The sequence below is a fragment of the Salinisphaera shabanensis E1L3A genome (genome assembly GCF_000215955.2).
GTDB classification, from domain to species: Bacteria; Pseudomonadota; Gammaproteobacteria; order Nevskiales; family Salinisphaeraceae; genus Salinisphaera; species Salinisphaera shabanensis.
This window is the reverse complement of sequence record NZ_AFNV02000027.1, coordinates 15,373-39,019: the sequence shown is the minus strand read 5'-3', so window position 1 is coordinate 39,019 and position 23,647 is coordinate 15,373. Positions and strand designations below refer to the sequence as shown.

Below are 23,647 nucleotides of genomic sequence, written 5' to 3'. Positions count from 1 at the left end.
CGACTAGCCCTCGCGTGCGCTGCGCTGGGCTTCGACCAATTCGCCGATGCCTTTCTCGGCGTGGCCGAGCAAAGCATCCAGTTCACTGCGCGCAAAGGCGTGTCCTTCGGCCGTGCCCTGGATCTCGATGAAACCGCCGGCTTCGTTCATGACGACGTTCATGTCGGTCTCGGCCTGGGAATCTTCGGCATAGTCGAGATCGAGCACCGGCATACCGTTGTAGATGCCGACCGAGACGGCCGCGATCTGGCCATGAATCGGGCTGGTCTTGAGCTTGCCGGCCTTCACGAGCGAATCCATCGCATCGACCAGCGCGATATAGCCGCCGGTAATCGATGCGGTACGCGTACCGCCATCGGCCTGAATCACATCGCAATCGATGGTGACCGTGCGGCTGCCGAGTGCGTTCATGTCCACTACGGCGCGCAGGCTGCGTCCGATCAGACGCTGGATTTCGACGGTACGGCCGCCTTGCTTGCCGCGCGCGGCTTCACGACCATTACGGCTGCCGGTCGCGCCCGGCAACATGCCGTATTCGGCGGTCAGCCAGCCGGTATTTTGGCCGCGCAGCCACGGGGGGACGCGCTCTTCCACACTTGCAGTACAAATCACTTTGGTATCGCCGAAGCTCACGAGCACGGAGCCTGCGGCATGTTTGGTGAAATGGCGTTCGAAGCGTACGTCGCGCAGTTGGTCGGCGGCGCGTCCGCTGGGTCGCGTGGTCAAGATTCGTTGCCCTTGGTCGTCTATAAACTAAGCCGCGCAGTGTAACAGCGTGGCGCATACCTTCTGATGGCGCGCTGCAGCGTAAGCGGCCATGGCTATGCGATACTGCACGGCTTGCTTGTATCGATGACGACGACGGACAGCCCATGACCCGGAGCATGACCGGTTTTGCACGCAGCCAGGCCCAGGGTGACTGGGGCGAGGTTGTATGGGAACTACGCAGCGTCAACCACCGCTATCTCGATATCCATTTGCGCCTGCCGGACGCGCTGCGCGCGCTGGAACCGGCGATTCGCGAAGCGGTCTCGCGCGTGGTCTCGCGCGGCAAGATCGATATCGGTGCCAAACTGGCCACCACCGACGATACGCAGTCGATCGAAATCGACGAGCAGCGTCTGGCCGCGCTCGGCGAGGCGTTGTCACAGGTGCGCTCGACAGTGATCGACTGCCGTGCGCCCGATGCATTGCGGCTGTTGACCTATCCGGGCGTGCAGCGTGAGCGTGAGCCGGATACCGACGCTATTCAACGCGATGCGCTGGCGGCATTGAAAGATGCGCTCGACCAGTTGCAGTCGATGCGCGAGGACGAGGGCAGCCGGCTTGCGGCCATGCTCGTCGACCGGGCACACCAGATTCGTGAACATGCCGATGCCGCAGCCGCGCGTGTGCCGCAGGCGCGCGAGGCATGGCACGAGAAATTAAGCGCTCGCCTGGCCGAACTGGAAACCGAGGCCGACCCTGTGCGTCTCGAACAAGAGCTGATCTTCACCGCCCAGAAAATGGATGTGGCCGAAGAGATCGATCGCTTGCACAGCCATGTCGAGGCGCTCGAAAAAGCGCTCAAGAAGAAAGAGCCAATCGGCCGCCGTCTGGATTTTCTCATGCAGGAATTCAACCGCGAGGCGAACACCCTCGGCTCCAAATCGCAGGACAGCGAGCTCACCGCCCACGCGGTCGAGATGAAAGTGCTCATCGAACAGATGCGCGAACAGGTTCAGAACATCGAATAAGGTCCGCCTGCGTGAACGATTGCCAAAGCCAACGCCGCGGTCAGCTGTATGTGATCTCTGCGCCTTCGGGTGCCGGCAAGACGAGTCTGACTCACGCGGTTATCGAACGTCTGGCTGCACGCGGCCGTAAGGCCCGTTTTTCGGTGTCCTACACGACGCGCGATGCCCGCCCGGGCGAGATTGACGGCGAGGATTATCATTTCATTTCCGTGGCCGACTTCGAGGCCATGATCGCCACCGGCGCGTTTCTCGAGCATGCGCGCGTGTTCGATCGTTATTACGGCACCTCGGCTGCCGAAACCGAACGCTGGCTCGCCCATGGCCACGATGTCGTGCTGGATATCGATTGGCAGGGCGCGCGTCAGGTGCGCGAGCGTGCCGATAGCGTGGTCAGCATCTTCATCCGTCCACCGTCGCGTGAGGAACTCGAGCGGCGCCTGCGTTCGCGCGCTTCCGACGACGACGCCCAGATTCAACGCCGGCTGGCCGAAGCGGATGACGAGCTCGCCCATGCCGATGAATACGGCTATCAGATCGTCAACGACGTCTTCGAAGAGGCGCTGGACGCACTCGGACGCATCTTCTGGGATACCGATCCGAGCGAACATGCCGGCTCGGCTTAGACAGGGCTGGCCGAGGCGCGCGCGCATGGTTATACTGCGCGGTTTGCCACCCTCGTCGCGAGAGTATCGTCATGGCCCGAGTTACCGTCGAAGATTGTCTTGAGCACGTCAACAACAAGTTCGAACTGGCTACGATCGCGGCCAAGCGCGCGCGTCAGCTCGCCCGCGGTGCCAATGCCCGCCTGCCTTGGGAAGACGACAAGCCCACCGTGATGGCGCTGCGCGAGATCGCAGCCGGTGAAGTTACCATCGCCATTCTTGACGAGCCGGACCTCCCGCCCGTGCATACCGGCATGGATGCCCCGCAGCCTGCCGAGCCGAGTGAAGAGGATCTGGAAGCCGAAGGCGAAAAGAAAGCCGCGGCCAAGCCGGCGGCCGATGCCGACGAATAACATTGCAGCGGGTCGGTATAGCCGGCCATAGTGCGATCGAGGGCCGCTGGCGACAGCGGCCCTTTTTAATTGCCGCCGTAAATTTCGTCGGCCGGCTGGCCGTTATCGAGCAATGGTCGTCAACACTGTGTTTTAGCAGTAGGCTTGGATCATGGAATTGACCAGCGGCATCAACCGGCTACAAACGCGTATTCGCACCTCGCGTATCTCGCGCGAGTTTGGTATCGATACGCTGGCCGAGCACTTGGAAGGCTATCTGCCCGAGCCGGCGATTGCGCGGGTGCGTGCGGCCTATGAGTTCGGTGAGCGTCAGCATCGCGGTCAGTTTCGCAAGACCGGCGAGCCCTATATTTACCATCCGCTGGCCGTCGCCCGGATTCTGGCCGAGATGCGCCTGGATGCAACGACGCTGATTGCCGCAATTCTGCATGACGTCATCGAAGATACGGATGCCGCGCGCGAAGAAGTCGCCAAGCGCTTCGGCAAGGAAGTCGCCGATCTCGTCGACGGCGTCAGCAAGCTCGACAAGGCGCAGTTTCATAGTCGCGAGCAGGCCACGGCCGAGAGCTTTCGCAAGCTGATGCTGGCGATGACGCGCGATATTCGCGTCATTCTGGTCAAGCTCGCCGATCGGCTGCACAACATGCGCACGCTTGAGGGCATGACGGCTAAGAAGCGTGCCTCGATCGCACGCGAAACGCTCGAAATCTATGCGCCGATCGCACGGCGGCTGGGTATCAACAGCATGCGTCAGGAGCTCGAAGAGCTCGGTTTCAAGAACATGTATCCGCGCCGCTACGAAGTATTGCGGCGCGCCAGCCAGTCCGTCACCGGTGATCGGCGCAGCCTGCTGCGTGAAATCGAGGAGACGCTGTCGCGCGCGTTGGCCGCCGAGGGCATCGGCGCGATCGTCAAGGGCCGGCGCAAGAATCTGTACAGCATCTATCGCAAGATGCGCGAAAAGCATCGGCGTTTTCTCGATGTGTTCGACCTCTATGGCGTGCGCGTGATCGTCGACGCCGTGGACGAGTGCTATCGCGGCTTGGGCATCGTGCATCATCGCTATCGGCCGATCACCGAACAGTTCAACGACTTCATCGCCAACCCGAAGCTCAACGGCTATCAGTCGTTGCATACCACGGTCATGGCGCGCGGTGGGATCAAGTTCGAGGTGCAGATCCGCACCCGTGAAATGGACCAGATCGCCGAGTCGGGTATCGCGGCGCACTGGCAATACAAACTCGGCGAAAAAGCCGGCAAGCTCGGCAATCTCGATGCCGAGGAGTGGCTCGCGCATCTGGCCGAGATGCACGAGGGTGAGCGCGACTCGCTGCGTTTTGTCGACAACCTGCGCATGGACCTGTTTCCCGACGAGGTCTATGTATTTACGCCCAAAGGCAAGATCATCCGCCTGGCCAAGGGCGCGACCTGTGTTGATTTCGCCTATGCCGTACATACCGAACTGGGTGATCGGTGTGTCGCCGCGCGTATCGAAGGCCATCTCGCGCCGCTTAACAGCCAGCTTCAGTCGGGCCAGACGGTCGAGATCATCACCGCGAAGCATGCGCGCCCGAACGCGGCCTGGCTGCACTTCCTCAAGACCGCGAAAGCGCGGACCGGGGTACGCAACTTTCTCAAAAACCAGCGCGAAGACAAGGCGCAGCGGCTGGGCGAGCGCTTGCTCGACAAGTCGCTGGGCGATCTGGGTCTGTCGCTGCGACGGTTGTCGCGATCGGATATCGACCGCGGTCTGGCAGAAATGGGCGAACCCAGTCTGCCGGCGCTGTATGCCGCCATCGGCCTGGGTCGTCGACTGGCGCCGCTGGTCGCCCGGCATTTTCTGGCCAGCGATGCGCCGGTGGCCAAGGGTCGACGCGCCAAGCCGCTCGCGGTGGAAGGCACCGAAGGGCTCGTGGTCGAGTTCGCCAAGTGCTGTCATCCGGTACCGGGTGACGCGATTCACGGGCAGGCAAGCCTGGGCCGCGGCCTGGTGGTGCACCGCTTTGGCTGCGCGTATTCCACCCGCAAGGGCTCGTCGGCCGATCGCGTCGAGCTGACCTGGGCGGATAATGTCACCGGCGAATACGATGTCGAGCTGCGCGTTACGGCATCGAACAAGCGAGGGCTACTCGCCACGCTTACAGCCAAGTTCGCCAATGCCGACTGCAATATTCAGAATATTGTCTTCCCAGAAAGCAGCGGCGCCTTGATTACCATTCGTTTTCTGATCGACGTACGCGATCGGCATCATCTGGCCAATGTCATTCGGCGCCTGCGCCGCATCAACGCCGTCGAACGCGTCGAACGCAGCTAAGCCGGCGATGGGGCCGGGGCTGCCGCGTTCGGGCGTGGCTATGTGACAATACGAGCCCAGCTCTCAATACGGTTCAACTCATGATTCAACCGGCTACCCATCAAATCATCAAAACCGAAGAGGCGCCGGGCGCCATCGGCGCGTACTCGCAGGCTGTTCAGGCCGGCGATACGGTTTATATCTCGGGTCAGATTCCGCTGGACCCCGCGACCGGCGATCTGATCGACGGCGATATCGAAGCGCAGATCGAGCGCGTGTTCGACAATATCGAAGCCGTTGCTCGCGCCGCGGGTGGCACGTTCGACCATGTGGTGAAGTTCACCATCTATCTCACCGATATGGACAACTTCGGTGCGGTGAATACGGTCATGGAGCGCAAGCTGGCCACACCCTATCCGGCCCGCGCGGCCGTAGGCGTTGCTGCTTTGCCCAAGGGTGCCGCCGTAGAGGCCGATGCCATCCTCGTGCTCGGCTGATCTAGCCCGCAGGACACAACGGCTAACGGCCAGCGATCCGTGTCGGCGCTTGAACGGCGTCGGCCCGAAGCTCGTCGACAAGCTCGCGACGCTGGGCATCGTGAGCATTGGTGATGTGCTTTTGCATCGGCCATCACGCTACGAGGATCGCACGCGTGTAACGCCGATTGCCGAGATGATGCCGCAAGGCATGCCGGTGATTGCGGTGGTGCGTATCGAGGCGGCAGAAGTACGCTACGGTCGTCGCCGCAGTCTGCTGGTGAGCACGACGGATGGCCATGCTCGGCTCTGGTTGCGTTTTTTTCACTTCGCACCGGCGCAGCAGGCGAGGCTGGTGGCCGGTACCTGGCTGCGCGTTTTCGGTGAGCCGCGTGCGGGCGTGTACGGCCTCGAGATCGTGCACCCGGAATACCAGATCGTCGACGATGCGGCTGCTGGTCACGATTTCACGCCCGAACTGCGTGCGGTCTATCCCGCCACCTCGGGCGTAACCCAGAATCGCCTGCGCGATATGGTCGATCAGGCGCTCGTATTGCTGGATAAACCCGATTTCTGGCCGGACGCGCTGCCGCGCGATCTCGGCCACGAACTGGCAGCAGCCGGGGTAAAGATTGATATCGTCGAGGCGTTGCGCTGTATTCATAGGCCGCCCCCGGGCGAGGATCTCGCCGCGCTCATCGACGGTCGCCATCCGGCGGTGACGCGCCTGGCGTTCGAAGAACTGCTCGGCCACCAGCTTGGCCTGCGTAGCCGGCGCCGTCAGGTCAAGACCGAGCGCGCCCCCGTGCTAGGCGATGCCGGGCGCGGACTGGCGCCACTATTCGAACAGCTGGGCTTTTCGCCCACCAACGCGCAGCGCCGTGTCATCGGCGAAATTCTCGCGGATATGGCCGTGGCGCATCCGATGCTACGGCTGATTCAGGGCGATGTCGGCTCCGGCAAGACGGTCGTCGCAGCGGCCGCCGTGCTGACCGCGATCGAAAACGGCTGGCAGGCTGCGTTCATGGCACCGACGGAATTGCTGGCCGAGCAGCACTTCACCAACCTGTCGAGCTGGTTGGAACCGTTGGGGGTGAAGGTGTTGCTGGTTACCGGCCGCCGCCGGCGCGACGATGCGCTGCTGGCGCCGATTCGTGACGGTGAACCGGTGGCGGTGGTGGGCACGCACGCGTTGTTTCAGGCCTCACTGGACTTTGGTCGGCTCGGGCTGTGCGTGATCGACGAACAGCACCGTTTCGGCGTGGATCAACGTCTGGCGCTACGCAACAAGGCCGCGGCAGGCGGGCTGACGGCGCATCAGTTGATCATGACCGCGACGCCCATCCCGCGCACACTGGCGATGAGCGCTTATGCCGATCTGGATACCTCGGTTATCGATGAGCTGCCGCCCGGGCGTACGCCGGTGGTCACGGTGGCCGTGCCCAATAAGCGCCGCGATGAAGTCGTCGAGCGTATCGGCCGTGCGGTCGCCGACGGCCGCCAGGTTTACTGGGTCTGTACGCTCATCGAGGCGAGCGACAAACTCGAGGCCCAAGCCGCGGAAGCGGCCGCCGAGGCGCTGTCGGTCGCGCTGCCGGATGTTCATGTCTCGCTTGCGCACGGACGCATGAAGGCAGCGGCCAAGCAAAAAGCCATGCAGGCGTTCAAGGCGGGCGCGATCGACGTGCTCGTGGCGACGACGGTAATCGAGGTCGGTGTCGATGTGCCCAACGCATCGCTCATGATCATCGAAAACGCCGAGCGTCTGGGGTTGGCGCAACTGCATCAGTTGCGCGGGCGCGTCGGGCGCGGATCGGTGGAAAGCCATTGCGTGCTGCTCTACCAGCCACCGTTATCCGAAACCGCCCGCAAGCGTTTGTCGGTGCTGCGCGAGACTGGCGACGGTTTTGCCATCGCCCGTGCCGATCTGGAGCTGCGCGGTCCGGGCGAAGTGCTGGGTACGCGCCAGACCGGGGCGGCCAGTTTTCGTATCGCCGATCTGGTACGTGACGGAATCTGGGTCGAAAAGGCCCTGGCCGCGGCCGACGATGTCTTGGCTTATCATCCACGCGAGGCATCCACGCTGATCGATCGATGGGCCGGCGCACGCGGCGGCTATGCCGGTGTTTGACGCGCCGCCTTATTCAACCGGAAAACCTGGGTGAAACTGCTCGTACGCCTACGCAATCTGCTCCAGTTCCAGCTCGAACAATTCATGCTGCGCGGCGTGCTTTCGCGCTTGTTGGTAATCGCTTGTGCCATGGTGCTGATCGCGGTGAGTGCGGGACTGCTCGTCTACAACGTGCCGCATGTCGGGGCGGCCGGGGATGGCGATCCGGGGTCTGCGATCTGGTGGGCCTTTCTACGCCTCACCGATTCCGGCTATCTCGGCGACGACGAGGGCACGCTGCTGCGTACGGTTTCCACCACGCTCACGGTGCTCGGTGTGGTGCTGTTCGTCGGCGCGCTGATCGCGACCATGACGCAATGGCTCGATGACACCATCGAGACGCTGGAAGCCGGTTATACGCCGATTGCCAAGAACAACCATATTCTCATTCTGGGTTGGAGTAATCGCACGGCGGGCATGGTCAAGGACCTGGTCGAATCGCAGGCCCGTGTGAAGCGGTTTCTCGATCGCCACGGTGGCGGGCGTCTGCATATCGTGATTCTGGCCGAGCGGGTGACCACGGCCATGGCACAGGAACTCAAGGATCAGCTCGGCCGACGCTACAACCCCCGTCGTATCACGCTGCGTTCGGGCACACCGCTGCGCGCCGACCACCTGCGGCGAGTGGATTTCGAACATGCCGCGGCCGTGATCCTGGCCGGACGCGAGTTCGGGGGCGACAGCGCGGTCGACGAAGCCACGATCAAGACCCTGATGAATGCGACCAGCAGTAGCGATGAAAAACTGCCGTTGCTGGTCGCCGAGATTTTCGATGCGAACCATCTACCGACAGCGCGGCGCGCCTACGCGGGCGAGGCCGAGCTCATCGGTGCCGGGCGTATCGTGGCCCGGCTTCTGGCGCAGAATGCCCGCAACCGCGGTTTGTCCTGGGTCTATGGTGAATTGCTTAACGGTAGCGATGAGCAGATTTTCGTGCGCGAGTGTCCCGGTCTCGTCGACGAACGTTTGGTCGACGTGGCCGGCTGTTTCGAGCGCGCCGTATTGCTGGGCGCGGCTCGAGAGGGGGCGCTGGTGCCCGTGCATCGCCACGACGACGACCGTGTACGCGTCGGCGATCGGCTGGCGTTCATTGCACGCAGTTTCGAAGACTGCGTGCCCACAAGTGAGCCGGAAACGGTAATGACGGCCACGCCGGTCGAGCGGCGTGAGCGGGCCAGTCGCAGCCGCGGGCATCGGCGCGTGCTGGTGCTCGGTTGGAATCGCAAGCTGCCCTCGCTGCTGGCCGAGTTCGAGGCCTATCGGCGCGAGAGTGTGACCATCGATGTGTTCTCACTCCGCCCGATTGCCGAGCGCGAAACGCTGCTGGCACGCCAAGGTGTCCAGTTCGCGCATGCGTCGGTGCGTCAGCTCGAGGGGGATTTTACCTCGTATCACGATCTCGCCCGGCTCGCGCTGGCCGATTACGACAACATCATTTTGCTGGCCAGCGACTGGCTGGGCTCTGCCGAAGCGGCTGATGCGCGCATGGTGATGGGTTATCTGGTCCTGGCCCAGCAACTCGAACAGGTGGAAAACCCGCCGTTCACGCTGGTGGAGACCATGTCGGCAGACAACGCGGCGTTGTTCGATGCCGCGCATGTGGAACGCTTGATCTCGCCCGAAGTTCAATCGAGTCTGCTAACCCAGATTGCCCTGCGGCGCGAGCTGCACTGGGTGATGGAGGAGTTGTTCGGTGCCGGCGGCGCCGAGGTCGTGTTTCGCGATGCATCCAAGCTCGGCGTGACGGCAACGAACGACAGCTTCGATACGTTACGGCGCGCGCGCGCCGGCGAGGATGAAATCCTGTTAGGCATCATGCGCGCACCGGACACCGCGCATCCCCGACTACAACTCAATGTGGTCGACAAGCACGCGCCGCTGAACCTCGTCGCAGGCGACGAACTGGTCGTGCTCGCCGTGCCGGCCGCGTCGATGTCAGTCGGCGCAGTCGTTTAGAGCCAGCGCTTGCGACGAAAGAATACGAGCATCACGACGATGAGCGCACCCATCACCCCAAGCACGATCGGGTACCCGTAGTACCAGCCGAGCTCCGGCATGTTCCAGGGGCTCGTGGTATTGAAGTTCATGCCGTAAAGCCCGGCAATGAACGACAGCGGCATGAACACGGTCGCAATGAGCGTGAGTACGCGCATGACGTCGTTCAGGCGCATCGACGCCAGCGACAGATGCGTGTCCAGCAACGCGCCGGTGGCATCGTGATAGCTGTCCGTCAGATCGATCACGCGGCGAGCGTGGTCTTCCATGTCGCGGATATACGGCCGGTTTTCGAGGTGTACGACGCCGTGTTCGCTCACCAGCCAGCGCTGAATCATTTCCTGTTGTGAGCGCCACGTTTTGCGCAGCGTGCTCAGGGCGCGCCGCAGGTCGTGAATCACGCTGATCAGGTTGTGGCTGCGGGCTTCGAAGATTTCGTCCTCGAGTTGCTCCAGCCGCTCGCCGTAGTCGGCGACAACGCTAAAGCCGCTATCGACCACCACGTCGGCCAGCGCATAGCCCAGATGATCGGCCTGTGCGTGAGCCTGGTCTATCGTATCGGTGGCCGACTGCAGACGTTCGCGCACCGGCGCAAAGATATCGTGTGTGCCGGCATGAAAACTCAGAACGAAGCCGGCACCAATGAACAGGCTGACTTGCTGTATCTCCAGTAGGGTGTCGACATTCTTGTCGGCTTGTTTCGAGTGCGTCACGGGTAGGGCCAGGGTGATGAAAACCTGATCCCTGTAGGGGTCGAACTTGGGCCGCTGGCCGTGGTTGTGCACGTCTTCCAAGGCGAGCGGATGCAAGTGGAACAGCTCACCGAGGCGGGCCAGATCGGTTGCACTGATATCGCCTTCGAAATGCAGCCAACGTAGCGCCGCCTGGTCGTCCAGACCGGCAAGTGCGTTGTCGATTGTCGTGGCTGTTTGCTCGTTGGGTGGCTTAGCCCCGCCCATTGAGAGGGCATAGATCGTGAGCGCGCGCGCAGTGGCGTCATCGTGACGTTCGACGAGGGCGCCGGGACGCGTGCCGGGCTTGGGGTGATGGATACGAATATGACGCAGCATGGCCGAAAGCCTTCAATGCGCCGACGTGCGCGTCAAGCGCTGTTTTCCGGCGCACGCGTTCATGCACGGGCAACGGCATACAGATCGACACGTCGTGCGCCGGCGCTGCGCAGGCAAGCGGCAAGCGCGCGCACCGTATGGCCGGTGGTGACTACGTCGTCGACGATGGCGATATGCGCACCCGCAAGGTCGACATCGCAGGCGAAGGCATCGCGTATGTTGGCCCGGCGCTCGCTCGCGGCGAGCATGCTTTGCCGCTGCGTTGCGCGACGTCGTTCGATGCCGCGCATAGCGATCGATACGTCGAGCTGTCGCGCGATCCGACGGGCGAGGCGTTCGGCCTGGTTGAAGCCGCGCTGGCGTAGATTGATCGGATGCAGCGGGACAGGCACCAGACAATCCGGCGTGGCAATGTCGCCGGCAGCGATGCGCTCGGCCAACAAGTCACCCAGCAGGCGCGCGTGGGGCATGCGCGCATTAAATTTGAGACGCGTGATCAGCCAGTCTGCGGGTGGGCGATAGTGCAGGGCAGCGATCGCCTGTTCGGCCAGCGGTCGTGTGCGACAGGCACGGCAGATGCGATGAGCGGCGGTTGCCGGCAACGCGAGTGCACAGTGACGGCAGGCCGACTCCAACCAGGGTAGTTCCGCTTTGCAGTCGGCACACAGGTCCTGGGTCAGCGGCGCGGGGGCGCGGCAGAGCACACAGCTCGGGCCGAGCAAACGCGTTTGTATATTTTTTGACCATCTGTAAAGGAAATGCATTTTTCCAGCTTGACAGTTCGTATCGCTTGGCCAAATCTCTTGTATCTGATTTATCTGTCGATATTGCCATGACCGAACCTGCTGGTGCCGCCGTTCTTCGCCACGACTGGCGCGCAGACGAGGTGCAAGCCTTGTTCGCGCTGCCGTTCGCGGACCTGATCTATCGCGCACAGAGCGCGCATCGGGCGCATTTCGATGCCAACGAGGTGCAATTGTCGACTCTCATGTCGATCAAGACCGGCGCCTGCCCCGAAGACTGTGCCTATTGCCCGCAAAGCGTGCGCTTCGACACCGGTCTGGAACGCGAAGCTCTGTTGCCACTGGAGCAGGTGCGTGATGCCGCCCAGCGTGCACGTGCCGCGGGCGCAACGCGTTTCTGCATGGGCGCGGCCTGGCGCAGCCCCAAGGATCGTGACCTGGAAAAAGTGATCGACATGGTTCAGGCGGTCAAGGACGAAGGGCTGGAAACCTGCGTGACGCTGGGCATGCTCAAGGCGCGCCAGGCAGAAAAACTCAAGGCCGCCGGGCTGGATTACTACAACCACAATCTCGATACGTCGCCCGAGTATTATCAGGGCATCATCACCACGCGGACCTACGAGGATCGCCTGGATACGCTTGGCCACGTCCGCGATGCCGGCATTAAGGTCTGTTGTGGTGGCATCGTCGGCATGGGTGAAACGCCGCTGGATCGTGCTGAACTGCTGTGTCAGCTGGCGAATCTGCCCGAGCATCCGCAGAGTGTGCCGATCAACAATCTGGTACAGGTCGAGGGCACGCCGCTGCACGGGGTCGATCCGATCGACGAGCTGGATTTCGTGCGCACGATTGCCGTGGCCAAGATCATGATGCCGGCCTCTTATGTCCGTCTGTCGGCCGGCCGTGAGAAAATGTCCGAGGCCACACAGACGTTGTGTTTTCTTGCCGGCGCGAACTCCATCTTCTATGGCGATCAGCTTTTGACGACGTCCAACCCGGCGCATCTCAAGGATCTAGCGCTGCTCGACAAGCTGGGCATGAAGCCGGAAGCGTCGCCCAAATACAGCGATATCGAAGCCGGGCAGGCGCCTAGCGCCGCGGCCGCGCCGCAGGGCTGTCGACACGCAGCCGCGACAGCCGGCGCATCGTGACGCAAACATTAGCCGCCTATTGTCGTGAACGCGTGGCTGTCGTGCGCGCGGCGGACCGGTTTCGCCGACGGCGCGTGATCGAAGGCGCGCATGGGTCGGTCGTCGTGGCCGACGGCCAGCGCTGTGTGAATTTTTGCAGCAACGATTATCTCGGGCTGGCCTCCGAACCGGCGCTGGCTCGACGTATGGCACGTGCCGGCGAACAGCTGGGTACCGGCAGCGCCGCGTCGCAGCTGGTCACCGGTCACAACGCCGAGCATGCCGCGCTGGAAGCCGAGTTGGCGGATTGGGTGGGGCGCGAACGTGCCCTTCTATTCTCGACCGGCTATGCCGCCAACGTGGGTGTGATCAGTGCGTTGATGGGCAAGGCCGATCATGTCGTCGCAGACGCATTGAACCATGCGTCGTTAATCGACGGCGCGCGTCTTTCCGGCGCGCAAAAGCATGTGTATGTCCATGCTGATGCCGACGATGCGGCCCGTCAGCTCGCAGCCTGTGGCACGGGCAATCGCCTGCTGGTGACTGACAGCATATTTTCGATGGACGGCGATACGGCGCCCCTGAGCGCGCTGGCAGAACAGGCGGCTGAACACAGCGCCTGGCTTGCGGTCGACGATGCCCACGGTCTCGGTGTATTCGGCCCGCAAGGCGGTGGCCGCGTTGCCGAGGCGCGGCTGGATAGTCAGCGCGTGCCATTGCTTTTGGCCACGCTAGGGAAATCGGTGGGTGCGGCCGGCGCTTTTGTTGCCGGCGACGATGTCGTGATCGAAGCGATTCTGCAAAGCGCGCGTTCATTGATCTTTTCTACCGCGCCGCCGCCGGCGCTGGCAGCGGCGGCCCGCGAAGGCGTGGCATTGGCCCGCGCCGGCGACAGGCAGCGCGTTCATTTGATGGCACTCATCGAGCGCTTTCGCCATGGCGCGCGCGCGCTTGGTTTGCCGGTGAGCGATTCCGACAGTCCGATTCAGCCGCTGCTGCTCGGCGACGAAGCGCAGGCGCTGGCAGCCAGCGACGCTTTGCTGGCGCGTGGTTTTCTGGTCGGTGCGATTCGCCCGCCGACGGTGGCGCCCGGCACGTCTCGCCTGCGTATCACGCTGACCGCCGGCCATGATGAAGCACAGGTAGAGGGACTGCTGGCCGCGCTTGCCGCGGCGGTGGCGCCCGTCACGGCCAATCGGCGGCGCGCATGAGTTTGCATGTGCAGACGCTGGGTTCGCAGGGCCCCGATCTGGTGTTTCTTCACGGCTGGGGCCTGTCGGCGCGAATCTGGGAATCGCTCGCGGGCCGCCTGAAAACACGTTTTCGCTGCCATCTGGTGGATTTGCCGGGCCACGGCGAAAGCGAGGCTGGCCCCGCGGGACTCAATAACTGGGTCGATGCCGTCATGAACACGATCGAGCAGCCGGCGGTGTTCATCGGCTGGTCGCTGGGCGGGCTGGTCGCCCTTGGGGCGGCGCGCCGCTATCCGGAGCGGGTTCAGGGGCTGGTGCTGGTGGCCACGCTCGCGCGTTTCGTTCGTGAGCCGGGTAACGACTACGGCATGAAAACGCAGGCCATCGAGGCCACGCGGCGCGGCCTGAGCGAAGATTTTTCGACCACGCTAAGCGAATTTCTGATGCAACAGGTACTTGGCGAGCCGGGGGCGGGGCGGGCGGTGCGTAGCCTGCGCAACGATCTAATGGATCAACCGCCGGCGCGTGACGCGCTTGAGCGCGGTCTGGATATCCTCTTCGAGGCCGACTTTCGCGACGCGCTGCCCGGTATCGTTCAGCCTGCGCTGGTTGTGGCCGGTGCGCGCGATCGCATGGCCCACCCCGATGCCATGGCGGCCATGGTAGACACCTTGCCTAACGCCGAGTTCTGGCGCGTCGATCGTGCTGCCCATGCGCCGTTCATCTCGCACGAAAAGCCATTCGCCGATCGTGTGGCCGCGTTTGCGTGGGATTGCGCAAAGCCGGGACGCGACGCATGAGCGCACAAACGCTTTTCGTAACCGGAACCGATACCGGCATCGGCAAGACACGGATTGCCGTGGCATTGCTACACGGTTTGCGCGCGGCTGGTTTTAGCGCAGTCGGCTACAAGCCGGTGGCCAGCGGCTGTGAGCGCACCCCGGCCGGCTTGCGCAACGACGATGCGCTCGCATTGCAAAAGGCCAGCACGCCCGGCTGGGATTATGATGCGATCAACCCGATCGCGCTCGCCGCGCCAATTGCACCCCATATTGCGGCAACGGAAGAGGGCGTGGCGATCAATAGACAGGTTCTCGACGCCGGGCATGCCCGATTGGCCAATGCGAGCGATTGGGTTGTCGTTGAAGGTGCGGGTGGTTGGCATGTTCCGCTTAACGAACACACCGATTTTGCGCACTGGGTGAGCGGCCACCGCTGGCCGACGCTACTGGTCGTGGGTATGCGCCTGGGTTGTGTGAATCACGCGCTGCTCAGCGCCCGCGCGATCGCCGGGTCGACGATGCTTGCGGGCTGGATTGCCAATACTTTGCCGCCGCGACAGCCAAGGCTTGACGATAATATCGCCTGTCTCGAGACGTTGATCGCGGCGCCTTTGCGCGCACGCGTGGCCTGTGATGCGCCGGTTGATCTGGCGTTGAATCCCGCGCCGTGGGTTACGCGTATAAACCTGCGTGAATGAAGCCTGAATCGTTTGCCAGCACAATAGCGCTTCGCATAAACTCTCGGCCGGAGGACACGGCGGGATGTCGAGTCGATACGAAACCACCGAACCGATGCGCCGGTTGGTCATCGCCCCGAACGGGTCGTTGTCGGTCGCACAGGCCCAGTGGTTTTTTATTGGTATGTGTGGCGTGTCGTTCGGTATCGCGGCTTTCATGACAGTGTTCGGTCTATGGCTGGTCTGGCCATTTGCCGGGCTTGAAATGGCCGCGCTTGGGGCAGGTCTCTACCTGAGTCTGCGCGACAACGGTTACCGCGAGGTCATATCGGTTTACGAGGATCGTATCGAGGTCGAAGCGGGCCTAGACGAACCCGAGCGGCGCTGGGAGTTTCCGCGTCTGCTGACCCAGGTCCGGCTGAGTCCGGGCGTGTATCGGAACAGTCCGTCACGCTTGCTGCTGACCCGCCATGGCCATGGCTGTGAATTGGGTCGCTGCCTGAGCGAGGAAGAACGGGAGAAGGTCGCCCAGCGCTTGAAAACGTGGGTGACTGCGCCGCAGCTGTCGTCATTGCGAGACGACTGTCGGCAACGTGTTTTATAGAGAGCGATTATGAATAAAATCAGCATTCTGTCTCGATCGGGTCTGGCCGCGCTTGGGGCGTTGGCCGTCTCGCCGGCGCATGCGGCGTGGACGCTCAACATGAACGAGGGCGTCACCGACCTGACGAGCAAGGTCTTCGGCCTTCACATGCTGATTTTCTGGATCTGCGTGGTCATTGGCATCGGCGTTTTCGGCGCGATGCTTTATTCGGTCATCGTGCATCGCAAATCGCGCGGCTTCGAGGCCTCGCATTTCCACGAATCCACGGTGGTCGAAATCGCCTGGACGATCGTGCCGTTCATTATTCTGATCGCGGTTGCCATCCCGGCAGCCGGCACGCTGTTACAGATCGAGGATTCGAGCAACCCCGACATGACGATCCGTGTGACGGGTCATCAATGGCTGTGGGAATACGATTACGTCGACAGCAACGTGCATTTCTTCAGCCGCCTCGATCGTGACAGCGATCAGGCCCGTCAGCGCAACTCCGGTATCGATCCGAACACGGTCGACAACTACCTGCGTAACGTCGATAACCCGATGGTTGTGCCGGTGGATACCAAGGTGCGCCTGCTGCTGAGCGCCAGCGACGTAATCCACTCCTGGTGGGTGCCGGAACTGGGCGGCAAGAAAGACGCCATCCCAGGCTATATCAACGATATGTGGTTCCAGGCTAACGAAACCGGCGTCTATCGCGGTCAGTGCGCCGAGCTTTGCGGTCGTGGCCACGCCTTCATGCCGATCGTGGTGAAAGTGGTTTCGCAAAGCGACTACGACAACTGGGTGCGCGAGCAGGGCGGTAATCCGAACGCCGATTCCGATCTGGCCACCGGTCAGCCGGGCACCAACGAAGCCGACGCGCAGGCGCAGACTTCCGCTGATGAAAGTGCGACGGCCGGTGATGCGACCGAGGCCCGCACCAATGACGGCAGTACCAACAACGAGCAGGCCGCCGAAGACAGCATCGTCGGTACCGGTGAGCAGGACGACCAGGGCGGCGACAACGCCGACTCCGAAGCTGCCGAAGCCTCACCTGATCGCGGCTCGCCGCAAGTACCGGACCCGGAAGAGGAAGATCAGTCGTCTTCCGAGAACAGTCAGGACTCGGAAGGTCAACAGGACGACTCGGCGGCCGCCGAAGGCGAAATGTCACGCGACGAGCTTATGAGCCAGGGCGAGCAGGTTTACGGCAATCTGTGTGCGGCCTGTCATCAGCCCGACGGCAGCGGCATGCCGGCAGCTGGCTTCCCGGCCATGAAAGGCAGTGCGGTGGCCACCGGCGACATCAATACGCATATCGGCCAGATTCTCAATGGCAAAGGCGCGATGCCGCCGTACAAGGGCACGCTTGACGACACACAGATTGCAGCGGTCGTGACTTACGAACGCAACGCATTTGGCAACGACACCGGCGACGTGGTGCAACCTTCCCAGGTTGCCGCGCAGCGATAAGCAGGCCGCCCGCACGGCGGTTCAGGAGTTTGCGATGAGCACTGTCAATCCGACTGATACCCACCACGATCATCACGATCACCATCATGGCCCGGTAACCCTGGCCGACGGTGTGTGGCCTTGGATGAAGCGCTGGATCGGTACGACGAACCATAAGGATCTGGGTACGCTGTACCTGATCTTCTCGTTCGTCATGCTGTTTATCGGCGGTCTGATGTCGCTGGTGATCCGCGCCGAGCTGTTCGCGCCGGGTATTCAGTTCGTCGACCCGGGCTTCTACAACGAGATGATCACCCTGCATGCGTTGGTGATGATCTTTGGCGGGGTCATGCCCGGTTTCGTGGGGCTGGCCAACTGGATGGTGCCGATGATGATCGGCTGCTCCGATCTGGCGCTGCCCCGTGTCAACAACTGGGGTTTCTGGATCCTGCCGTTCGCCTTCACCATGCTGCTGGGCACGCTGTTCCTGTCGGGCGGCGGGCCGGCTTCGGGCTGGACGATGTATCCGCCGCTGGTCATGCAGACGGGTAACGCGCTGCCGCTGATGGTGTTTGCGATCCATCTGGCCGGTATCTCGTCGATCACCGGCGCGATCAATATCGTGGTCACCATTCTGAACATGCGCGCGCCGGACATGCCGCTGCTCAAGATGCCGCTGTTCGTCTGGACGTGGTTGATCACCGCCTATCTGCTGATCGCGGTCATGCCGGTACTCGCCGGTGCGGTCACCATGATCCTGACCGACCACTTCTTCGGTACCACGTTCTTCGACGCGGCCGGTGGCGGTGACCCGGTGCTGTTCCAGCATATCTTCTGGTTCTTCGGGCATCCCGAGGTCTACATCATGATTCTGCCGGCCTTCGGCATCGTCTCCACGATCATTCCGGCGTTCGCGCGCAAGCCGCTGTTCGGGCATGACTCGATGGTCTATGCCGTGGCCTCGATCGCGTTCCTGTCGTTCATCGTGTGGGCGCACCACATGTTCACGGTGGGCATGCCGGTGTCGGCGGAACTGTTCTTCATGTTCGCGACCATGCTGATCGCGGTGCCCACGGGCGTGAAGGTGTTCAACTGGGTAGCCACGATGTGGCGCGGCTCGATGACGTTCGAAACGCCGATGCTGTTCGCGCTCGGTTTCGTGGTGCTGTTCACGATTGGCGGTTTCTCGGGCCTGATGCTCGCGCTCACGCCGGTGGACTTCCAGTATCACGACTCCTACTTCGTGGTCGCGCATTTCCACTATGTGCTGGTGCCGGGCGCGATCTTCTCGATCATTGCTGCCATCTACTACTGGATTCCCAAGTGGACCGGTACGATGTATAACGAGAAGCTCGGTCAATTCCACTTCTGGTGGAGTGCGATCTGGATCAACGTACTGTTCTTCCCGCAGCATTTCCTTGGCCTTGCCGGTATGCCGCGCCGTATTCCCGATTACGCGACCCAGTTCACCGATTTCAACGTCATTTCGTCGATTGGCGCGCTGATGTTCTTCCTCGGGCAGTTCGTATTCATTTACAACATGATTATGTGCATGCGCCGCTCGGGTAAGAAAGCGACAGGCCGAGTCTGGGAAGGTGCGCGTGGTTTGGAGTGGACGGTCGCCTCGCCGGCGCCGTATCACACCTTCGAAACGCCGCCGAAGATTGACCCGCGCGAGCTGGCGTAGTCGGGCGGATTGGTGATGTCGCCCAAACGCAAGAACGCGCTGCTCGCGCTCGCGCTGGCGGGGATCGCCGTCGGTGTTTATGTCGCTTTCTTTTTCGAGATGGCGGCACGCTAGCCGAGATAGCCAGGGGAGAGGGGCGCGTGGTTACGCGCCCTGCAACGGCCTAGCCCGGCACTTGGGGCGTTAGGCAGCAAGGATAGAAGCAAGGACCGATCGTTATGGCCACGCATACCAGCGAACACCACAAGTATTACGTACCGGAGCCGTCGCCGTGGCCGTTCATGCTCACGGTGGCACTGTTCCTCATGCTCGGCGCCGCCGGCTTCTGGCTGAACGGCAGTACCACCGTCGCCCCGTATATTGCGGCCGTTGGTCTGGCGATGGTGCTGGTGATGGTGTTTATCTGGTTTCGTGACGTCGTGCACGAGAACCGTACCGGCGCTTATGGTGTTCAGGAAGATCGTACCTATCGCTACGCGATGATGTGGTTCATCTTTTCGGAGGTGATGTTCTTCGCGGCGTTCTTTGGCGCGCTGTTCTATACGCGCATGATCGCGCTGCCCTGGCTGAACGGCGAGGGTGAGAAGTTCTTTACCAACGTCTATCTATGGCCGCAGTTCGAAGGCGCGTGGCCGACCAACGGTCCCGGCAATATTGGCGGTGATTTCGAAACGGTCAACGCCTGGCATCTGCCGCTGATCAACACGCTGCTACTACTGACTTCTTCAGTCACCATCACCTGGGCGCATTGGGGGCTGAAGGAAGATAATCGCTGGAAGCTGTGCCTTGGCCTCGCTGCCACCGCTGCTCTGGGCGCGTTCTTCCTGTACTGGCAGGCGGTTGAATATATCGAAGCTTACGAGCACCTCGGGCTGACCCTGGGCTCGGGTATCTACGGTTCGACCTTCTTTCTACTGACCGGCTTCCACGGTATGCACGTGACGTTGGGCACGCTGATGCTCATCATCATTCTGCTGCGTTGTCTGAAAGGTCACTTCAGCTCGCACGACCATTTCGGTTTCGAAGCCGTCGCCTGGTATTGGCACTTTGTCGACGTCGTATGGCTTGGCCTGTTCATATTCGTCTATATCCTCTAGAAACGGGATATCACGCGGCCGTTTGTTAACGGGTCTCGGCAATAATGTTGCGGGCGGCATCCAAGTGCCGCCCGTTATTGTTTGCAGCGAGCTTACTGGCCCAGATTGTGGGGTTGTACGATACCGGTCAGGTAACCGACCACAAGCAGTACGATAAGTAGCAGCGATAGACTGATCCGCCAGGTCAGCGCTTTCACGGTGCGTCTGGTGTCGCCGCTGTCGCGTACGAGAAACACCAGCCCCGACCCCAGGGCCGCGATGATGGCGAGCAGGAACACGACGATGAATATCTTGACCATATGCGCTTAGGGCGCTATCGGTTCGCGCCCCCTTTGTGGGGTTGGGTGATTCTGTTCGTGGGCGTCGCCGCACTGTCCGGTTTGGGCGCCTGGCAAATTCAGCGCGGCGAAAGCAAGCAAGCGATGCTAGCGCAGCGTCAGGCTGCGGGCAAAAGCGAACCACAGGATTTCGTTGCAGCGCGTGCCTCGGCCGACACCGCCATGCCGGAGTATGGTCTTCGATACACACTCAACGGCCGTTTGGATGCGCAACGGCAGGTTCTGTTCGACAATCAGGTACGAAACGAACGTATCGGGTATCACGTCTGGACACCGCTGGTGCTCGACGATGGCACTCGTGTCATGGTCGACCGTGGCTGGGTACCGCTTGGGCCTCAGGGGCGCGCCGAACCGCCTGACCCTGGTGCGCCGGCCGGCCGGGTGACGATGGTGGGCGTCTGGCGCGATCTGCCCAGGCCAGGTATGCGCCTCGGCGGCGATGCGGCGTGTCGGCTCGATGGCTGGCCGCGGGTGCTCAATTATCCCGATATCGAGGATCTGCGCTGCCAGTATGAGGACGACGTCGTCGACGGTCTGCTGTTGCTGGATGAGGCAGATGCGCGTGGTTTTGAACGTGACTGGCAGCGCCAGTTCGAACAGATGCCGCCGGTTCGCCATTTCGGCTATGCGTTGCAATGGTTTGCCATGGCATTGGCGGTGTTTGTGATTTTCGTGGTTCTCAATTTAAGGCGTATTCGATGACGACACAGACCCGCGCGCGCCTCAAGCTTCTCGGCGTGGCCATGGTTTTTATAGGGCCGCTCGCGCTGGCGTATCTGCTCTACTACGGCTTGTCTTTCGGCGCGGCCGGCACCAACGGCGGTGAATTGATCGACCCGGCGATGCAGGTCCCGAACGTGACGCTGACCGATGCGGCCGGTGAGCAGTTGCCCAGCGGTCAGCTGTTCGAGCAGAAATGGACGATTTTGCAGGTCGCCCCCGGAGGCTGCGGTGACGCGTGTATCGAGTCGCTGAAAGAAACGCGACAGATCCGGGCGCTGCTGCACCGCCGCGCGACGCGCGTACAGCGTGTGCTGCTAACCGATGAACGGCCACTGCCGGTTATGCCGGAGCAGCCCGATCTGAGTCTCTATAGCGCGCCAGTCGCGCCATTCAATGCCATGTTCGAAAGCCAGGGCGCGACGACGGCGGGTACGGTCTATCTGGTCGATCCGCTCGGTAACTGGATGCTTTATTATCCGCCCGGCGGGGACGGTTCAGCGTTGTTCAAGGACGTCAAGCATTTGCTCAAGCTTTCCCATATCGGTTAGACCGGAACTTCTGTCATGACGCGTTTTCGTCTTAATCTGATCACGATCTGTCTGGCTTTTGTCGTGATCACACTTGGTGCTTTCGTACGGTTGTCGGACGCGGGCCTGGGTTGTCCCGATTGGCCGGGCTGTTACGGTCACCTCGACGTGCCGACCGCGGAGGCGGATGTCGCGGCGGCCAACGAACGCTTTTCACATCGCCCCGTCGAAGCGCCGAAAGCATGGAAAGAGATGATCCATCGCTATGCCGCTGGCACGCTGGGTCTACTGATTCTGGCGATGGCGCTGCTCACGTTAAAACGAAGCAGCAGCGCACATCAGCAAAAGGCGTTGCCCTGGGTTTTACTGGTCCTCGTGATATTCCAGGCGCTGCTCGGGATGTGGACGGTCACTTTGCTGCTCAAGCCGTTGATCGTGACCGCGCATCTGCTTGGCGGGATGGCCACCTTTGCATTGCTTGGCTGGTGTCTGTTTCGAGAAGGGGCGTTGTTTGAAGGTTACCGTACGGCAATGCGGCGTGGCCTGCGGATCACAGCCGGCACGGCGCTGGCTCTGCTGGTAGGCCAGATCTTTCTCGGCGCATGGACGTCGACGAACTATGCCGCGATGGCGTGTCCGGATTTTCCCACCTGCCAGACTTACTGGTGGCCGCCGACGGATTGGTCCACCGCGTTCACGCTCTGGCATGGGCTGGGCATCAACTATGAATACGGCATACTGGATAGCGTGCCGCGTGCGACGATTCATTGGGCGCATCGGCTCGGCGCTGTCGCGATCACAATCGCGATGCTGGGGCTCGCGGCGCTTCTTTGGCGCCAGGGGCGGGCAGATCATCGTTGGCGCGGCATGGCGTTGACGTTAATCGCGGCCGTCGTGCTGCAGGTATCCATTGGTGTGTCAGTCGTGGTCTTCCATCTGCCGCTACCGGTGGCGGTCGCGCACAACGGGGGCGCGGCCCTGTTATTATTAACGCTTATGGCGATCAACCACGCAGTCTGGAAAGCGCGCGACCATGTCTAGCCCGTACAGCTCAAGTGCTACACTCGGCCGCTCGACGCTGTCCCAGCGTCTGACGGACTATTACGAGCTGTGCAAGCCACGGGTCGTGCTGCTTATCGTGTTTACGGCCATGGTCGGTATGTTTCTGGCGACGCCGGGCATGGTGCCGATCGACGCACTGCTGTTCGGCACGCTCGGTATCGGTCTGATGGCGGCATCGGCGGCTGCGGTCAATCAGATGCTTGATCGCAAGGCGGATCAGCGCATGGCGCGGACCCGCAAGCGCCCGCTGGTAACGGGCAATCTGGACATGGCTCAATCGGCACGCTTTGCTGCTGCCATCGGCCTGCTGGGGATGGCAATCCTGCTATGGCTGGTCAATCCGCTGACCGCGTGGCTGACGTTGGTGACGCTGGTCGGTTATGCCGGCGTGTATACGGTCTATCTCAAGCGTGCCACGCCACAGAACATCGTGATCGGCGGTGCCGCAGGGGCCGCGCCGCCGCTGTTGGGCTGGGTCGCCGTTACGGGTAGCGTTGACGCGCACGCGCTGATTCTGTTCCTGATCATCTTTATCTGGACGCCACCGCATTTCTGGGCCTTGGCGATTGAGCGCCATCGCGAGTATGCAGATGTCGATATTCCGATGTTGCCCGTTACCCACGGTCTGGAATACACCCGTACGCAGGTTCTGCTGTATACGGTCTTGCTGTTCATCGTGTCTTTGTTGCCGTTCGTTACCGGCATGAGCGGGCCGTTGTATCTGGTGAGCGCGATCGGTCTGTCCGGCTGGTTCCTGGTGTATGCGATCCGGCTGAAATATGCGCCGAAGCCGGGTCTTGCAATGCGCACCTTCGGCTATTCGATTCTCTATCTCATGGCCTTGTTCAGCGCGTTGCTCGTGGACCACTACGTGCCGGCGGTGTTCGGCAGCTGATCC

General features: G+C 62.0%; 23 protein-coding genes and 1 pseudogene. 19 read left to right on the top strand and 5 right to left on the bottom strand.

Annotated features, from left to right (window positions below; translation table 11 throughout):
- Positions 1 to 3: 3 nt before the first annotated feature.
- Positions 4 to 729, bottom strand: a complete 726-nt coding sequence (gene rph, locus SSPSH_RS15500) for a ribonuclease PH (RefSeq protein WP_040608394.1) — start codon at positions 727 to 729, stop codon at positions 4 to 6.
- 143 nt (positions 730 to 872) lie between these two features.
- Between rph and SSPSH_RS15495 the strand changes: the two genes are divergently transcribed.
- From SSPSH_RS15495 to SSPSH_RS15465, 7 genes are all read left to right on the top strand, one after another.
- Positions 873 to 1,736: a YicC/YloC family endoribonuclease gene (locus SSPSH_RS15495; RefSeq protein WP_021031866.1), complete on the top strand. Its 864-nt coding sequence runs from the start codon at positions 873 to 875 to the stop codon at positions 1,734 to 1,736.
- 11 nt (positions 1,737 to 1,747) lie between these two features.
- Positions 1,748 to 2,359, top strand: coding sequence for a guanylate kinase (gmk, locus tag SSPSH_RS15490; RefSeq protein WP_006913721.1), 612 nt, complete (start codon positions 1,748 to 1,750; stop codon positions 2,357 to 2,359).
- A 71-nt stretch (positions 2,360 to 2,430) separates the two neighbouring features.
- Positions 2,431 to 2,751, top strand: coding sequence for a DNA-directed RNA polymerase subunit omega (rpoZ, locus tag SSPSH_RS15485; RefSeq protein WP_006913720.1), 321 nt, complete (start codon positions 2,431 to 2,433; stop codon positions 2,749 to 2,751).
- Between the two features lie 151 nt (positions 2,752 to 2,902).
- Positions 2,903 to 5,065: a RelA/SpoT family protein gene (locus SSPSH_RS15480; protein ID WP_006913719.1), complete on the top strand. Its 2,163-nt coding sequence runs from the start codon at positions 2,903 to 2,905 to the stop codon at positions 5,063 to 5,065.
- Positions 5,066 to 5,145: 80 nt separating this feature from the next.
- The gene (locus tag SSPSH_RS15475; RefSeq protein WP_006913718.1) at positions 5,146 to 5,541 is read left to right on the top strand and encodes a RidA family protein; all 396 of its coding nucleotides are present in this window, start codon (positions 5,146 to 5,148) and stop codon (positions 5,539 to 5,541) included.
- Positions 5,519 to 7,651, top strand: coding sequence for an ATP-dependent DNA helicase RecG (gene recG, locus SSPSH_RS15470; RefSeq protein ID WP_021031865.1), 2,133 nt, complete (start codon positions 5,519 to 5,521; stop codon positions 7,649 to 7,651). The genes SSPSH_RS15475 and recG overlap by 23 nt, the downstream gene beginning before the upstream one ends.
- A 30-nt stretch (positions 7,652 to 7,681) precedes the next feature.
- Positions 7,682 to 9,646 (top strand): CASTOR/POLLUX-related putative ion channel, encoded by a 1,965-nt coding sequence (locus SSPSH_RS15465; RefSeq protein ID WP_006913716.1) that lies wholly within the window; start codon positions 7,682 to 7,684, stop codon positions 9,644 to 9,646.
- Here SSPSH_RS15465 and corA read toward each other — a convergent pair.
- The 3 genes and pseudogenes from corA to SSPSH_RS19955 all read right to left on the bottom strand — a co-directional run.
- Positions 9,643 to 10,755: a magnesium/cobalt transporter CorA gene (corA, locus tag SSPSH_RS15460; RefSeq protein ID WP_006913715.1), complete on the bottom strand. Its 1,113-nt coding sequence runs from the start codon at positions 10,753 to 10,755 to the stop codon at positions 9,643 to 9,645. The genes SSPSH_RS15465 and corA overlap by 4 nt on opposite strands.
- A 59-nt stretch (positions 10,756 to 10,814) precedes the next feature.
- Positions 10,815 to 11,225, bottom strand: a complete 411-nt coding sequence (locus SSPSH_RS19290; protein WP_202962191.1) for a ComF family protein — start codon at positions 11,223 to 11,225, stop codon at positions 10,815 to 10,817.
- A gap of 102 nt (positions 11,226 to 11,327) precedes the next feature.
- Positions 11,328 to 11,519: pseudogene (locus SSPSH_RS19955) on the bottom strand (double zinc ribbon domain-containing protein); the annotation flags it as partial.
- 68 nt (positions 11,520 to 11,587) lie between these two features.
- Here SSPSH_RS19955 and bioB point away from each other — a divergent pair.
- The 8 genes from bioB (at position 11,588) to SSPSH_RS15415 (ending at position 20,099) form a co-directional block, all read left to right on the top strand.
- On the top strand, positions 11,588 to 12,649 hold the full coding sequence (bioB, locus tag SSPSH_RS15450; protein ID WP_006913713.1) for a biotin synthase BioB: 1,062 nt from the start codon (positions 11,588 to 11,590) through the stop codon (positions 12,647 to 12,649).
- Positions 12,646 to 13,839 (top strand): 8-amino-7-oxononanoate synthase, encoded by a 1,194-nt coding sequence (gene bioF, locus SSPSH_RS15445; protein WP_021031863.1) that lies wholly within the window; start codon positions 12,646 to 12,648, stop codon positions 13,837 to 13,839. The genes bioB and bioF overlap by 4 nt, the downstream gene beginning before the upstream one ends.
- Positions 13,836 to 14,621, top strand: coding sequence for a pimeloyl-ACP methyl ester esterase BioH (bioH, locus tag SSPSH_RS15440; RefSeq protein WP_006913711.1), 786 nt, complete (start codon positions 13,836 to 13,838; stop codon positions 14,619 to 14,621). Before bioF ends, bioH begins: the two co-directional genes overlap by 4 nt.
- A complete protein-coding gene (gene bioD, locus SSPSH_RS15435; RefSeq protein ID WP_006913710.1) occupies positions 14,618 to 15,301 on the top strand; it encodes a dethiobiotin synthase in 684 nt (227 codons plus the stop codon). Before bioH ends, bioD begins: the two co-directional genes overlap by 4 nt.
- A gap of 64 nt (positions 15,302 to 15,365) precedes the next feature.
- A complete protein-coding gene (locus SSPSH_RS15430; RefSeq protein ID WP_006913709.1) occupies positions 15,366 to 15,884 on the top strand; it encodes a DUF2244 domain-containing protein in 519 nt (172 codons plus the stop codon).
- Between the two features lie 9 nt (positions 15,885 to 15,893).
- The gene (gene coxB, locus SSPSH_RS18120; RefSeq protein ID WP_006913708.1) at positions 15,894 to 17,336 is read left to right on the top strand and encodes a cytochrome c oxidase subunit II; all 1,443 of its coding nucleotides are present in this window, start codon (positions 15,894 to 15,896) and stop codon (positions 17,334 to 17,336) included.
- A 34-nt stretch (positions 17,337 to 17,370) separates the two neighbouring features.
- On the top strand, positions 17,371 to 19,002 hold the full coding sequence (ctaD, locus tag SSPSH_RS15420; protein ID WP_021031862.1) for a cytochrome c oxidase subunit I: 1,632 nt from the start codon (positions 17,371 to 17,373) through the stop codon (positions 19,000 to 19,002).
- A gap of 218 nt (positions 19,003 to 19,220) precedes the next feature.
- On the top strand, positions 19,221 to 20,099 hold the full coding sequence (locus SSPSH_RS15415; RefSeq protein WP_006913705.1) for a cytochrome c oxidase subunit 3: 879 nt from the start codon (positions 19,221 to 19,223) through the stop codon (positions 20,097 to 20,099).
- Between the two features lie 92 nt (positions 20,100 to 20,191).
- Here SSPSH_RS15415 and SSPSH_RS15410 read toward each other — a convergent pair whose 3' ends face one another.
- On the bottom strand, positions 20,192 to 20,398 hold the full coding sequence (locus SSPSH_RS15410) for a twin transmembrane helix small protein (RefSeq protein ID WP_006913704.1): 207 nt from the start codon (positions 20,396 to 20,398) through the stop codon (positions 20,192 to 20,194).
- Here SSPSH_RS15410 and SSPSH_RS15405 point away from each other — a divergent pair, their 5' ends adjacent.
- The 4 genes from SSPSH_RS15405 to cyoE are packed head-to-tail and all read left to right on the top strand — an operon-like array spanning position 20,399 to position 23,644.
- The gene (locus tag SSPSH_RS15405; protein ID WP_006913703.1) at positions 20,399 to 21,139 is read left to right on the top strand and encodes an SURF1 family protein; all 741 of its coding nucleotides are present in this window, start codon (positions 20,399 to 20,401) and stop codon (positions 21,137 to 21,139) included.
- Positions 21,136 to 21,708: an SCO family protein gene (locus SSPSH_RS15400; protein WP_006913702.1), complete on the top strand. Its 573-nt coding sequence runs from the start codon at positions 21,136 to 21,138 to the stop codon at positions 21,706 to 21,708. Before SSPSH_RS15405 ends, SSPSH_RS15400 begins: the two co-directional genes overlap by 4 nt.
- Before the next feature lie 15 nt (positions 21,709 to 21,723).
- Positions 21,724 to 22,728, top strand: a complete 1,005-nt coding sequence (locus SSPSH_RS15395; protein ID WP_006913701.1) for a COX15/CtaA family protein — start codon at positions 21,724 to 21,726, stop codon at positions 22,726 to 22,728.
- Complete coding sequence (gene cyoE, locus SSPSH_RS15390) at positions 22,721 to 23,644, top strand: heme o synthase (protein WP_006913700.1); 924 nt, start codon at positions 22,721 to 22,723, stop codon at positions 23,642 to 23,644. Before SSPSH_RS15395 ends, cyoE begins: the two co-directional genes overlap by 8 nt.
- Positions 23,645 to 23,647 lie beyond the last annotated feature (3 nt).